The sequence below is a fragment of the Saccharomonospora sp. NPDC046836 genome (assembly GCF_040645195.1).
Classification (GTDB): Bacteria; Actinomycetota; Actinomycetes; order Mycobacteriales; family Pseudonocardiaceae; genus Prauserella_A.
On record NZ_JBEYXW010000003.1, the window covers coordinates 391,685 to 405,415 of the forward strand.

A 13,731-nucleotide genomic window follows, 5' to 3' on the forward strand; every position below is an offset into this window, starting at 1 on the left:
CACGATGCCGGGGACCACCGACAGTTTCGTGGCTCAGCCCGGGTAGAACGGCTTCGCCGCCGCCTGGCTGTGCGCGTGTGGACGCCACACGTCGCCGACGTCGCTCGCCGTCCACAGGCCGGTGGCGTCGGCCACCACGATCGGCCTGCCGGGAGCGGCCGTGATGGCCTGCACCGGCGGAGTCAGGTTCGAGCTGTTGAACTGGTCGAGCCGCAGACCGTCGACGGGGACCCTGGCGACCGGGATCGAGTCGGAGCCGGTCGCCACGATGAGGGTGTCCTGGCCGATCCAGTCGAGATCGACGACGTTGCGTAGCTCGCCCGCCTGCAGGATGCGCGGCGCGCGCAGGGTCACCGACGTGCCGTCGGCCCCGCGCACCACCGAGGCCACCACGACGTGCCCGCCCGCGATCATCGCGACGCGGGTGCCGTCCCTGGACAGCCGGAGCCCGGTGATGGGCCCGACGGTCAGCACCTCGCTGGCGTTCACCGACTGCGGGATCCACCGCCCGTCCGGACCACGGAGGACCCGCACCACGTTGTTGTGGTCGACGGCCGTCCACAACTCGCCGGACGGGCCGCCGCCGGTGCCCGGCCGCCAGCTCGGCCGCGTCATGGTCATCCCGCGCAGGTCGACGACCTGGCTTTCCGCGCCGTAGTCGCCGACGCGTAGCTGGACGAGCGGACCGACGCGCTCGACGACCACGAGCTGGTTGCCGCTGATCGACTGTGCCGCGCTCTCCACGTTGTAGGCCCCGGCACCGGCTGGACCGTCGATCGGTGCTCCCGACCCGAGGGACAGCAGCTTGCCGTTGACGGTCATCAGCCCTGGCAGCTCCGAGCTCGGCGACGACTGCGCCTCGTAGGCCGGGAGGTCACCGGGCCGCCAGTCGATGTGTCCCTGCACGAGCGACGTACCGTCCGAGAGCAGGCGGATCCGGCTCGTCGTGACGCCCTGCAGCGAGCGCACCACCTGCGCCGCGATCAGCTCCTTGTGCTGCTGGCTCTGGTCCTCGACACCCGACAGCGGCACCACGAGCGCACCGTCGTTGGCCCCGGCGACGTTGCTCTCCAGCGTGGCCTCATCGCCGAGCGGGTTGCGGACAGCGCCGGTGAGACTGTTCGACGGCCCCGCGAGCAGCAGGTCCATCACCCGCGCCGGCAGGCCGGACTGCGGCCGGGCGACGACATAACGCAGATCCGGCACCAGCACGCTCGAATCGGGCGCGAAGAAGTAGATCGGCACCCGCAGGTAGTTCTCGGTGAAGTCGCTATAGGTGATCAGGATGCTCTCGGGCGGATCCACGATGCGCCACTGCCCGTCCTGCTGCAGCCGTAGCCGCACGGGTACCTCGACCGGGTCCTCGGACGGAATGAACGCACTGTCCGGGCCGAGCCTGCCGACGTGGGTTCCCCGCACCAGCACGAGCTTCTCGTCCTGGTCTGGCGACTGCTCACTGCTGGGGGGATAGACCGTGCTGAACTCGTCCTGGATGATCGTCAGGCTCTGATCCGGTTTCCAGCGCTTGCGCGAGTCCCCCGACAGGTAGGCGCGGGCTGCCGCATGGTCGTTGCCGGGATCGGCGCTGGCGCTGACGAAGTCGCGCACCACCGACAGCGGGTCGAGGTCGGCGGCGGGGGCAGGCACCTCCTGGCTCGGCTGCGGGCCCACCCGCTCACGCGGGATGGCTTCCGGCTGCGACTGCGCGGGGATGGCGGCGCACCCCGCGAGAGCGAGCAGGCCGGCGAACAGGGCCAGCAACGCCCTGGTCCTGCCCCGGATCACCGGACTTCCTCGTGTTCGACTGCGAGCAACGCGATCTCGGCGTGACCGTTTCCGAGGGGCACCGTGACGACTGCGTCGGTGGGCGGCAGCGGCAACGGGCTGCGGTCAACGGGGTCACCCGCGTGGCGCGGCAGGGTGAGCCGGAAGCAGGAGCCCTTGTCGACCTCACCCCACGCGTCGAGGTGGCCGCCGTGCAGCCGCGCGTCCTCCTGGCTGATCGCCAACCCGAGCCCGGTGCCGCCGGTCCGGCGGTTCCGGGACGGATCGGCACGCCAGAACCGGTTGAACACCAGGTCAGCCTCTCCGGGCCGCAAACCGACCCCGTAGTCGCGGACGGTGATCGCCACCGCGTCCTCATCCGCCGCGAGGCGCAACCTCACCGGTTTGCCCTCGCCATGGTCGACGGCGTTGGCGAGCAGGTTCCGCAGGATCCGCTCGACCCTGCGCGCATCGACCTCGGCCGTCACCTCCTCCTCGGGCAGCTCCAGCTCGATCGGGCTGCCCGCGGTGCCCGCGATGACCCTGACCTGCTCGACCGCTCGGCGCGCGATCGGCCGCACGTCGATCAACTCGGCGGACAGCTCCTCGACACCGGCGTCCAGCTTGCTGATCTCCAGCAGGTCTCGCAGCAGGGTCTCGAAGCGGTCGAGCTCGTCGACCAGCAGCTCGGTGGAGCGGGCAAGGCCGGCGGGGAACTGCTCGCGGGAGGCATGCAGGACGTCGGCCGCCATCCGCACCGTGGTCAGCGGGGTACGCAGCTCGTGCGAGACGTCGGAGGTGAACCGCCGCTGCAGCTGGCCGAACTCCTCCAGCTGGCGGATCTGCCGCTGGATGCTGGCGGCCATCGCGTTGTAGGACATCGCGAGCTTGGAGAGGTCGTCCTCACCGACCACGTCGAGCCGGCGATCCAGGTCCCCTTCGGCGAACCGTTCCGCGGCCGCGGCCGCCCGGCGCACCGGCCGCACGACCTGCCGGGTGACCATGTTCGTGATGCCCGCCAGCAGCAGCAAGAGCACAAGGCCACCGACCAGCAGCGTGTTCTGCACTGTCGCGACCGTGTTCTGCTCGGTGGCCAGCGGGAAGAGCAGATACAACTGCACCGGCCGGGTCGTGGTCGTGACCGGCGCGCCGACGATGAGGTAGGTCGCGCCGTCCGCGGTGTGGATCTGCTTGGCCTCGGAGTTGTTCTCGACGAAGTTGCGCAGCCCCGTGGGCACCTTGTCGTAGGGACCGGCGTAGACGGCGTGCATGGACGCCTGGTCGGGGTCGCCCGCGGCGAGCACCGGCTCGAACGCACCCGCTGCCGAGTTCGCGGCGTCCTGTGTCGCGACGGAGCTGCTGGTGATCTTCTTGATCGCATTGGTGAGCCGGTTGCGCAACGCCTCGTCCTGGCCTGCGTCGCCGGCGAGCTCGGTCTCCGCCGTCTGCACGACGACATGGAGCTGCGCTGTGGCCGCCCGCTCCTTGGTGTCCACCAACCGCTCGGTGATCTGGTTCTGCAGGACCATGCCGAGCACGAAGACAACCGCCGACGACAGCGCGAGCGTCGACACGGTCACCCGGAACTGCACCGAGTGCCGCCACAGCTCGCCGAACGCGACGGCCTTGCGCCGGCCGTACGCCGCCGCGCGGCGGGCCAGCACCATTGCCGACCAGCCGAACCTGGCCAGCCGATCCTTCATGGCTTCGTGCCTGTTCTCGAATGCGCGACACGACCGTGTCGCCGGGACTTGGACTCCGCTAGGTTATCCGTTCCCGCTGGCAGAGCACGCCGCCGCCCGCGCGCCGGTTACGGCGGGCCTGCCTTGTAGCCGACGCCGCGCACCGTCAGCACGACCTCCGGGTGCTCCGGGTCCTTCTCGACCTTGGAGCGCAGGCGCTGGACGTGCACGTTCACCAGGCGGGTGTCGGCAGCGTGCCGGTAACCCCACACCTGCTCGAGGAGCACCTCGCGGGTGAACACCTGGCGTGGCTTGCGCGCGAGCGCGACGAGAAGGTCGAACTCCAGCGGCGTGAGCGGGATGGCCTTGCCGTCCCTGGTGACCTCGTGCCCGGGCACGTCGATGCTGAGGTCGCCGATCGTGAGGCTCTCGGCAGGCTCGGACTCGGTGCGCCGCATCCGCGCCCGCACCCGCGCCACCAGCTCCTTCGGCTTGAAGGGCTTGACAACGTAGTCGTCGGCGCCGGATTCGAGTCCGAGGACGATGTCCACGGTGTCGCTCTTGGCGGTCAGCATGACGATCGGGACGCCGGACTCCGCCCTGATGGCCTTGCAGACATCGATGCCGTTCATGCCGGGCAGCATCAGGTCGAGCAGGACCAGGTCGGGCTTCAGCTCACGCAGCGCGGGCAACGCACGTGAACCATCGGCCACCACCGCGGTGTCGAACCCTCGCCGCGGAGCACGATGGTCAGCATCTCAGCCAGAGCGGGGTCGTCGTCGACGACCAACACACGTGCCTTCATGAGCACATATTCGCACTGGCGCCGCCGTCCGCGCGCGGGACCCGGCTTTGCCCGCCACGACTAGTCCGATCGGACTATTCGTACGGGGTGGTCAGCCGCACGCCCAGCTCGCGCACCCTGTCCTCGATCTCCGCCGGCGCGTCCAGCTCGAACCCGGCTTCGAGCGCGGCGATGGCGGCCACGTACTGCACGATCAGCTCCGCGGAGTCGGCACTGAGCCGGACAGTGCAGCGGGCGGGGCCCGCATCGGCGATCTCGCCGGGAACGTGGGCGAACAGCCGCGCTCTGAGGTCGGCGGCCGGCAGGTCCACCGTCAGCCGTGCGGTGTAGCGGTAGGAGGCGTTCGCGAACGAGCTGCTCACGTACCCGGCGGGGTCGGGCACCGGCAGCTCGCGCCGGGTGAACGGCCTTCGGGTCGGGAGGAGCTCCGCCATCCGGTCGACGCGGAACGTGCGCCAGCCGTCGCGGCCGGGGTCGAAGGCGAGCAGGTACCAGTGGCCCCGGACGGTGACGAGGTTGTGCGGCTCCACCCTGCGCTCGCCGCCGTCGGCGTTCCGGCCGCGATAGTGGAAGGACAGCAGCTCCGCATCCCGGCACGCCGCGGCGAGCACCGCCAGCACGCCGGGATCGACGCGAGGGACGTCCCGGTGCGGAACAGCGGCGGCCACCCCACCGAGCGCGCCGAGCCGTGGCCGCAGGCGCGCGGGTAGTACGCGCTCCAGCTTCGCCAGCGCCCGCATCGAGCTCTCCTCGATACCGGCAACGCTGCCACCCGCCGCGGTCACCAGGCCTACGGCAACGGCCACGGCCTCGTCGTCGTCGAGCAGCAGTGGCGGCAGGTTGCGCCCCGACGTCAGCCGGTACCCACCAGCGGTGCCGGTGGTGCTCTCCACGGGGTAGTCGAGCGCACGCAGCCGATCAATGTCGCGACGTACCGTGCGCACGGTGACGCCCAGCCGCTCCGCGAGATCGGTGCCCGACCACTCCCGCCGGCTCTGCAGCAGCGACAGCAGGCGCAGCAGCCGCCCCGGCATGTCCTTGCGTGCCGACCTCTCGTTCACTCAGAGCAGACTGCCATTTCTCGAGGACAAGATGCGTCCTCAACGGTTCCTACCGTGGCCGTATGACCGAGACGATCAACGAGCTGCGCACCGCCGGACCGCTGTTCCTGCCCGGCGGACAGGACTACGACGAGGAGCGAACAGGCTTCCAGCGATCCGGCGCGCACCGGCCCACCGTGATCGCGGGCGCGACCGGCGAGGACGACGTGCGTGCCGCCGTCGAGTACGCCACGACGCGGGGCCAGCAGGTGACCGTGCAGGCCGGCGGGCACGGGCTGAACCGGCCGCTGGACGGCGGCGTCCTGATCAGCACCCGCCGCATGGCCGGCGTACGGGTGGACCCGTCGGCGCGAACCGCGTGGGTCGAGGCGGGTGCGAGCTGGCAGCAGGTGATCGATGCGGCTGCACCACACGGCCTCGCACCGCTGTCCGGCAGTGCGCCAGGGGTGGGTGCGGTGTCGTACACGCTGGGTGGCGGCATCGGCCTGCTCTCCCGGCGCTACGGCTTCGCCGCCGACCACGTACGCAGCCTGCAGGTAGTGACCGCGGACGGACGCCTGCGGCAGGTGACGCCGCACAGTGAGCCGGACCTGTACTGGGCACTGCGGGGCGGCGGCGGGAACTTCGGCGTGGTCACCGGGATGGAGATCGATCTGATGCCGGTGCGCCACCTCTACGGCGGCGGGCTCTTCATCGACGCCGAGCAGGCGCCGGACGTGCTCGCCGGGTGGCAGCGCTGGACGGAGACGGTGCCCGACGAGATGACCTCGGCGGTGGCGATGCTGCCGTTCCCCGACCTGCCGATGGTGCCGCAGGCCCTGCGCGGCAGGCATGTCGCTCAGCTGCAGATCGCCTACACCGGCAGTGTGGCCGATGGCCGGCAGCTGGTGGAGCCACTGCGCGCGCTGGGGCCGATCCTGCGGGACACGCTGCGCGAGCTGCCCTACTCCGAGTCGGGCACGGTGTTCGACGAGCCGGACGTGCCGCATGCGTACTGCTCGGCGAACAGGCTGCTGAGCGAGCTCGACCCGGCCGCGCTCGCCGCGCTGACCACATTGGCGGGGCCATCGGCGCCGGTGTTGTGCGTGGTGGGGCTACGGCACCTCGGCGGCGCGCTCGCCGGGCCACCGCGGGTGCCCAGCGCCGTCGGGCATCGGCGCGCCGCGTACTCGCTGGGCGTGCTGTCACTGGTCGAGCCGGGTGCCGAGGACACCGTGCGCGCAGTGCACGGCGATGCCATCGCGCCGTTCGCCCCGGCCACGCTCGGCCGCCTGCTGAACTTCAGCTTCGGCCCCCTCAACGAGGAGGAGGTGCGTTCGGCCTACGAGCCGCACGACTATCGCAGGCTCACCGAGCTGAAGGCCCGCTACGACCCGCGCGCGACGTTGGTCAGCAACCACCCGATTCCGGCGGCTCGGCGGTGAGCACCGTCGCCGCGAGCCGGGCGAAGTCGATGTCCACGGTGCCGTCGACGACGTACCAGCGCGACAGCCAGCCGGCCGCGGCCAGCTCGTCGTAGACGCGGGCGCACCGGGCCTGCAGGCCGTCGTCGGCTTCGAACGCGTCCTTGGGGCGCTCGGCGTCAGCCGCGGCCCGGTGCTCTGCCCGCGCGGCGGCGACCTCCGGCGCGACCCGGAGCAGGATCTGCGTGTCGGGGACCGGCAGGCCGAAGCGGTCGATCTCGATCGTGCGGACCCATTCGACCACCGCGCTGTCGGCGCCCTCGTGCAACCGAGCGGCCTGGTAGGCGGCATTGGACGCGACGTACCGGTCGAGCAGCACCACGTCGTGGACCCGCAGCGCGGCGCGGAGCTCCTCGGCCGCGCCGCGCCGGTCCAGGGCATACAGCAGCGCCATGCCGTAAACCGACTCGCCGAGGTCGCCATGCGCACCATGCAGGGCCTCGCGCACCAGATCGGCGTGCACGCTAGTGCCGTACCGGGGGAAGGCGAACGTCGCCACACTCGCACCCGCGTCGTGCAGCGACTTCGTCAGCGCATCGGTCAGCGTGCGCTTACCCGCCCCGTCGAGCCCTTCGATGACCACCAGTCGACCCACACGAGCACCCTATGCCGCGCGGGCTTTCGCTCCCCAAGGCCACCTTGGTTGCGTTCAACGCGCCCACCCGTCTCCCACCACCACCCAAACGGAGACGCTGCGCGCCGCTGTGTTCGCACAAGGTGGTCTTGGGGGCAGTTTTCAGTAGCGGTAGTGGTCGGGCTTGTAGGGGCCCTCCACGTCGACGTCGATGTACTCCGCCTGCTCCTTGGTGAGCTTGGTCAGCTCACCGCCGAGAGCCTGCAGGTGGATACGGGCGACCTTCTCGTCCAGCTTCTTCGGCAGCCGGTAGACCTCGCGGTCGTACTCCTCGGGCTTGGTGAAGAGCTCCACCTGCGCGATGACCTGGTTGGAGAAGCTGTTCGACATCACGAAGCTGGGGTGCCCGGTGGCGTTGCCCAGGTTCAGCAACCGCCCCTCGGACAGCACGATCACGGAGTGCCCATCCGCACTGTGTCCATCCCGGGCGGCGGCCCCCGGACCCCCGGCGGGGAATACCCACTCGTCGACCTGCGGCTTGATGTTGATCCGCCGGATCCCGGGGTACCGCGCCAGCCCGGCCATGTCGAGCTCGTTGTCGAAATGCCCGATGTTGCCCACGATGGTCTGGTGCTTCATCCGGGCCATGTGCTCGGCCATCACCACGTCCTTGTTGCCCGTCGTGGTGATCACGATGTCGGCCTCGGGCAGCACCGATTCAAGCGTCCGGACCGGGTAGCCGTCCATCGCCGCCTGCAGCGCGCAGATCGGGTCGACCTCGGTCACCACGACACGCGCGCCCTGGCCGCGCAGCGACTCGGCCGCGCCCTTGCCCACATCGCCGTAACCACACACCACGGCGACCTTGCCGCCGATCAGCACATCGGTACCGCGGTTGATGCCGTCGATCAGCGAATGCCGGATTCCGTACCGGTTGTCGAACTTCGACTTCGTCACTGAGTCGTTGACGTTGATCGCCGGGAACAGCAACTGTCCCTGCGCGGCGAGCTGGTACAACCGCAGCACACCGGTGGTGGTCTCCTCGGTGACGCCGCGGATACCCTCACCGACCTTCGTCCACTTTCCACTGTCCGCCACGAGCGATTCCCGCAGCAGCGCCAGGAAGACCTTCCACTCGTCGGAGTCGTTGTCGTCCGCAGGCGGCACCACGCCTGCCTTCTCGTACTCGGTGCCCTTGTGCACCAGCATCGTCGCGTCGCCGCCGTCGTCGAGGATCATGTTCGGGCCCTCGTCGTCCCAGGTCAGCATCCGCTCGGTGCACCACCAGTAGTCCTCGAGCGACTCACCCTTCCACGCGAACACCGGCACGCCCTTGGGCTCCTCCGGCGTCCCGTACGGGCCAACCACCACCGCCGCGGCGGCGTGGTCCTGGGTGGAGAAGATGTTGCACGACGCCCACCGCACCTCCGCCCCCAGCGCGACCAGCGTCTCGATCAGCACGGCCGTCTGCACCGTCATGTGCAGCGATCCCGACACCCGCGCGCCGCGCAGCGGGAACACCCCGTCGTACTCGCGACGCAGGGCCATCAGCCCGGGCATCTCGTGCTCGGCCAGCCGGATCTCCTTGCGCCCGAACTCCGCCAGCTCCAGATCCGCGACTGCGAACTCGACACCATTACGCGTGTGGTGTCGTGGAGCAACGCTTTCAGGGGTCATCTCGGAACAATCCTCCAGACTCGCTGTGCCGCAAACCGGCCTCACCGTCACTCGCACATTACCGTGGTTTGCTCCGCCACCGTCCGCCCGAGCAAGGAGATGTGCAGGTGCCCCTACCCGGCCCCGATACTCGCGTCGTTGAACTGCGTGTTCCAGGGCTGATCGGCACCAGCGGCGAGTCACTGCTCGACTCGGTCGGCACCGTCGAGGTGGCCGGCGACGGCGTCGGCCGGATCATCCGGCCTGCCGACCGGCTCCGCAGGCCGGCGCCCGGCCCTGTGCTGCAGGCACTGGGCCGATCGGTGCCCCGCACGCTCGAGGGTTACCTCTGGAGCCGGATGACCTCCGGCGGCGCCGCGAAAGCCACCTGGGCGCTGCTGTTCCCGTTCTCACTGGCGAACGTGGCGCACTGGATGCTGCCGCCGGTGCCGGAGGGCAGGAAGCTCGCCGCCCTGCTGGGCGTGCTGTGCCGTGCGTTGCTGCGTACCGCCGCGCTGCTGTTGACCATGCTGCTGATGAGCCAGCTGGCTGTGGTGACGCTGGACCTGTTCGCCGCGCAGTGCCTCGCGCCCGGTGCCGCGTGCCTGGCCTCGGGGCCGTCGTGGCTACGCGACGTCGCGGGCGTCCGCACGGCGATCGGGGTGGTGCCCCTTTTCTTGGTCGTGCTCGTGCTGCACCGGGTGTCCTCGGCGAAGTGGCGGATCAACGCGCCGGAGCGCTCCACCGAGCCGGGTCCGAAGCTGCCCGGTGACGAGCTCACCGACGGCCCCGACACCGCGGCACTGCGCTGCCTGCACACGGTCGCCGCACTCGCGACCGTCGCGTTGCTCCTGCTCGGCGGACCGCTGCGGGTGCCGCAGCCGACCGCGGACATGGTGCTGTGGGTGCCCACGCTGGTGCTGCTCGGGATCGCCGTGCTGGCGACCGCGGTCCGCGCGCACCGGCTGTTCGGCGCGGTCACGCGCGCGGTGTTCCTGCTGGTGGCCGCCGCGCTCGCGGTTGCCGCCGCTGTGGTGCGGACCCCGCTTCCTGCGGCGCTGCCCGGTACCGACGACACCGTCGAGGGCATCGGCGCCGTTTTGCTCGCGGTGTGCGTGGTCTTCGCGGTGCTGTTGGCGCCGGCGGCGCTGCTCGCCAGGCCCGCCTGGGCGGCACTGCCCCGCCGGCTCCGGCCGTGGGCGGGTGGCTGGGCAGCCGCGCCGACACTCGCATTGGCCGGCCTGCTCGGCGGCGGATTCGGCGCTGGGCTCGCGATCGCCCTGCGCCAGCTGCTGCGGGTCGACGGCCTGCGGCTACCGGAGAGCTACACGCTGATCACGGTGCTCTGGGGCGGGGCGCTGGCGGTAACGGCCCTGTTCACGGTGTCCGGGTTCGCGATCGCGGTGCCCCTGCGGCGAGCGACCCGCGGTGTTCCGGACGTGGTCCGGCTCATGGAGACCAGCGAGGGCGACGCGCGGGAGGCCGCGGCGGCATGGGCGAGAGCCAGCTGGGAACGCAAGTACCTGCATCGCATCGTGCTCGCGATCGTGTTCCTGATGGCGCTCGGTGTCGCGGTGTTGCTGGCGGTGCGTTTCAGCTACGGGTCGGTGCCCGGCTGGCTCGATCCGCTGTCCGGACTGGGTGTGGTGGCACTCTGGGCGCTCGCGGCCGGGCTACTGCGAGTGGTGTACACGGCAGCGACCGGGCCGCAACGCAACCGCCACCTCGCCGCGTTCACCGATCTCGTCTGCTTCTGGCCACGGGCGGCGCATCCCGCGGTGCCGCCGTCCTATGCGCTGAAGGTGGTGCCCGAACTCGCCGAGCGGGCACGGCACCACCTGGCCGAACCTTCCACGCGTGTGGTGCTCGCCGGTTACCACGTCGGCGGCCTGCTCGCGGTGCTCACCGCGGCGCGGCTGGCCGCCGAACTGCCCGAGACCGACCGCTCGCGGGTCGGGGTGCTGACGGCGGGAGCGCCTTTGCAGTGGGGGTACCAGCGAGCGTTTCCCGCGCTGTTCCCGCACGACTCGCTCGCGCGCCTGTACGGCGAACTCGACGGGCGCTGGCGCGGCCTGTGCCGTGGCACCGACACCTTCGGTGGCGGCGCAACGACCTGGCGGCACCAGGTGGCGCACGACAAGCTGCTGGGCGTCGGGTACCTGCCCGATGGCGGTGTCGGCGCACTGAAGCCCGCGATCCAGGGGCCCACCGGTGTGCTCGTGCTCGGCGGTGATCACTGGCTGCCCGACCCGATGCGGGAGCCGATCAACGGTCGCCGGTGGGTTGCCGGTGTGCGCCGCCACGCCGACTACGTGGCCGATCCGGAATGGGACCGCGCCATTGTGCTGGCCGCCGGCCTGGAACGTGCTGACATGACAACGCGGCTGGCCGAGCAGGTGCCCCTGTTCGGGGACCTGCTGGGCCAGCCGCGTAGGCGCTGATCAGGCCTTGCTGCGACGCATCCTGGTCAGGAACAGCAGCGCACCACCGCCGACCAGCAGCAGCGCGCCGAGGCCGAGCAGCCACGCACCGCTGAAACCGGTGGACGCCAGGTCGTCGCTCTCGCCGGCAGGCGACACCGCGGCCGCGCTCGTTGTTGTTGTTGTCACGGCACCGTCGATACCAGACGTCCTGGTGGCCGGACCGCTCTCGCTGGTGGTCGGCTCACTGCCGGTCGTCGACTCGCTGGTGGTCGTGTCGCTGGTCTCGGTGGACTCCGTGGTCTCGGTGCCCTCGCTCGGCTGCGGCGGCTCGGTGGTCGTCTCCGTGGTCTCGGTGTCCGTCGTCGTCGTGGTGGTGGTCGGCGTCTTGTCGCCGCAGACGTACCAGTGGCTGATGACCGGGATGTTGCCACCCCTGTTCAGCGGCGAGCGGAGCTTCTCCCACGGCGGCGTCACGGCAAGACCGCGCTCCCCCGGAACGTAGATGTTGTAGGCGGGGCCGCCCTTGACGACGATGCCGCTGACGGTGACCCCGGCGGCAACCGTCTCGATCGTGACGAACTGATCCTCCTGGCCACCCTTCACGAACGTGAAGTCGACGCCTTTCTCCAGGAGCGTGCCAGCGAGTCCGGCGTCCGCACAGGTCGTGGCGTTGCCGGGCGTGATCTCGGCGCGCGGATCTTCTTTCGAACCGGTGGCGGAGGCCAGACCGGCTGTTCCGGCCAGCAGGCCGAACGTCATGGCGGCCACGGCGAACGTGCGCAGGCGGGATCTCGAACTCACAGACATGCAGGACTCCGTGCGAGGTGGTGGGGACGGAAGGTGGCGACGCCAGTCCCGGCGTACAAGCCGCACGGAGGTTATCTCGATCAGGTGACCACACTTCACCCAAATCGGTAACCGGTGATCTTACTGGTCCCGTTCGGTTACCTTCTCGATCTCAATTGCGGCCGGATCGCAACCTCACCTGGAGCAACCTGTCCGCAATGGACTGTTCAACCGATTTCGTACGCCAGATCCCCGTCCGAGACGTGGCGTTACTACCGCTGCGGCACCACGTCGTCAGGCACAGTGCGGTCGAGATCGGGTTCGAGATAGATCAACCGGGCGGCGGGTACCTTCGCCCTGACCCGGCTCTCGGCTTGGTCGATCGCGCGCGCCACGTCGGCGAGTGGCAACCCCGGCCGCATGGCCAGTTTCGCGGCGACCAGCAGCTCGTCCGGGCCGATGTACTGCGTGCGGATGTGGATGACCCGGTCGATGTCGCCCACCGTGAGCTCGCCGACGATAGTCGCCAGTTCGGTCTCGCCGGAACCCTCGCCGATCAGCAGGCTCTTCATCTCGATGATGAGGATGATCGCGATGACGCCGAGGAGAACACCGATCATGATCGTGCCGATGCCGTCCCACACCGGGTCGCCGGTGAGCACCGAGAGGCCGACACCGGTCAGCGCGAAAACGAGGCCCAGCAACGCGCCGGCGTCCTCCAGCAGCACAACCGGCAGCTCCGGCGTCTTGGACTGCCGGATGAATGCCCACCACGACTTGTCGCCCTTGACCTTGCGCGACTCGACGATCGCCGTGCGGAAGCTGTAGGTCTCCAGGCAGATCGCGAGGACCAGGATGACCACCGCGACCATGGGCGAGGACAGTTCCTCGGGATGCTGGACCTTGTGAATGCCCTCGTACAGCGCGAACGCCGACCCAAGGGTGAACAGCATCAGCGCGACGATGAAGGAGTAGAAGTACCGATCGCGGCCGTAGCCGAACGGGTGCTCGCGGGTGGCCTTGCGCTGTGAGGTCTTCTGTCCGAGCAGCAGCAAGCCCTGGTTGGACGTGTCGGCGACCGAGTGGACCGACTCGGCGAGCATCGACGATGAGCCGGTGATCAGAAAACCAACGAACTTCGCCACCGCGATACCGGCGTTCGCGCCGAGCGCCGCCAGGATCGCCTTCGTACCGCCGCTTGCCGCCACTTGTCCTCCGCGAGCCGCACCAGTGAGATCGCGTGCAGCTTAGAGCGCGGCTGCTCAGTCCGCGCAGGTACCTGCTGTGGCGCGGTAGAGGTGTGTGGTTTGGGTGCCGGTGGGGCGGATGTGGATGGTGGGGTTGGTGGCGGGGAGCCAGGCGGATTGGCCGGTGTGGAGTTCGATTTTGGTGCCGTCGTCGCTGTCGAGGAGGAGTTCGCCTGCGGTGCAGAGGAGGATTTCGGGGCCGGTGGTGGTGAGGTGGTGTTCGCCGCGGTCGTGGGGGGGCCAGTGGATGCGGGAGAGTTCGAATTCGGG

Annotated in this window: 9 protein-coding genes and 2 pseudogenes; 2 read left to right on the forward strand and 9 right to left on the reverse strand. The window is 70.0% G+C overall.

Annotation, left to right across the window (positions count from 1 at the left end; genetic code table 11):
• Positions 1–33: 33 nt before the first annotated feature.
• The 4 genes and pseudogenes from ABZ863_RS06605 to ABZ863_RS06620 form a co-directional block, all read right to left on the reverse strand.
• Positions 34–1,785 (reverse strand): LpqB family beta-propeller domain-containing protein, encoded by a 1,752-nt coding sequence (locus ABZ863_RS06605; RefSeq protein WP_358531763.1) that lies wholly within the window; start codon positions 1,783–1,785, stop codon positions 34–36.
• Positions 1,782–3,467 (reverse strand): MtrAB system histidine kinase MtrB, encoded by a 1,686-nt coding sequence (gene mtrB / locus ABZ863_RS06610; RefSeq protein ID WP_358531765.1) that lies wholly within the window; start codon positions 3,465–3,467, stop codon positions 1,782–1,784. Before mtrB ends, ABZ863_RS06605 begins: the two co-directional genes overlap by 4 nt.
• Positions 3,468–3,574: 107 nt before the next feature.
• Positions 3,575–4,251 (reverse strand): annotated as a pseudogene (mtrA, locus tag ABZ863_RS06615) (MtrAB system response regulator MtrA).
• Positions 4,252–4,325: 74 nt separating this feature from the next.
• Entirely contained in the window at positions 4,326–5,285 is a 960-nt protein-coding gene (locus ABZ863_RS06620) for a YafY family protein (RefSeq protein ID WP_358531807.1), read from the reverse strand.
• 89 nt (positions 5,286–5,374) lie between these two features.
• Between ABZ863_RS06620 and ABZ863_RS06625 the strand changes: the two genes are divergently transcribed.
• Positions 5,375–6,736, forward strand: coding sequence for an FAD-binding oxidoreductase (locus ABZ863_RS06625; RefSeq protein ID WP_358531766.1), 1,362 nt, complete (start codon positions 5,375–5,377; stop codon positions 6,734–6,736).
• Here ABZ863_RS06625 and ABZ863_RS06630 read toward each other — a convergent pair.
• Complete coding sequence (locus tag ABZ863_RS06630) at positions 6,702–7,370, reverse strand: dTMP kinase (RefSeq protein ID WP_358531768.1); 669 nt, start codon at positions 7,368–7,370, stop codon at positions 6,702–6,704. The genes ABZ863_RS06625 and ABZ863_RS06630 overlap by 35 nt on opposite strands.
• A gap of 141 nt (positions 7,371–7,511) precedes the next feature.
• On the reverse strand, positions 7,512–9,026 hold the full coding sequence (gene ahcY, locus ABZ863_RS06635) for an adenosylhomocysteinase (protein ID WP_358531770.1): 1,515 nt from the start codon (positions 9,024–9,026) through the stop codon (positions 7,512–7,514).
• Positions 9,027–9,133: 107 nt separating this feature from the next.
• Here ahcY and ABZ863_RS06640 point away from each other — a divergent pair, with 107 nt between their 5' ends.
• A complete protein-coding gene (locus tag ABZ863_RS06640) occupies positions 9,134–11,446 on the forward strand; it encodes a hypothetical protein (protein WP_358531772.1) in 2,313 nt (770 codons plus the stop codon).
• Here ABZ863_RS06640 and ABZ863_RS06645 read toward each other — a convergent pair whose 3' ends face one another.
• The 3 genes and pseudogenes from ABZ863_RS06645 to ABZ863_RS06655 form a co-directional block, all read right to left on the reverse strand.
• Positions 11,447–12,235: a hypothetical protein gene (locus ABZ863_RS06645; RefSeq protein ID WP_358531774.1), complete on the reverse strand. Its 789-nt coding sequence runs from the start codon at positions 12,233–12,235 to the stop codon at positions 11,447–11,449.
• 251 nt (positions 12,236–12,486) lie between these two features.
• A complete protein-coding gene (locus ABZ863_RS06650) occupies positions 12,487–13,422 on the reverse strand; it encodes a cation diffusion facilitator family transporter (protein WP_358531776.1) in 936 nt (311 codons plus the stop codon).
• A gap of 54 nt (positions 13,423–13,476) precedes the next feature.
• Positions 13,477–13,731: pseudogene (locus ABZ863_RS06655) on the reverse strand (mannose-6-phosphate isomerase, class I); the annotation flags it as partial.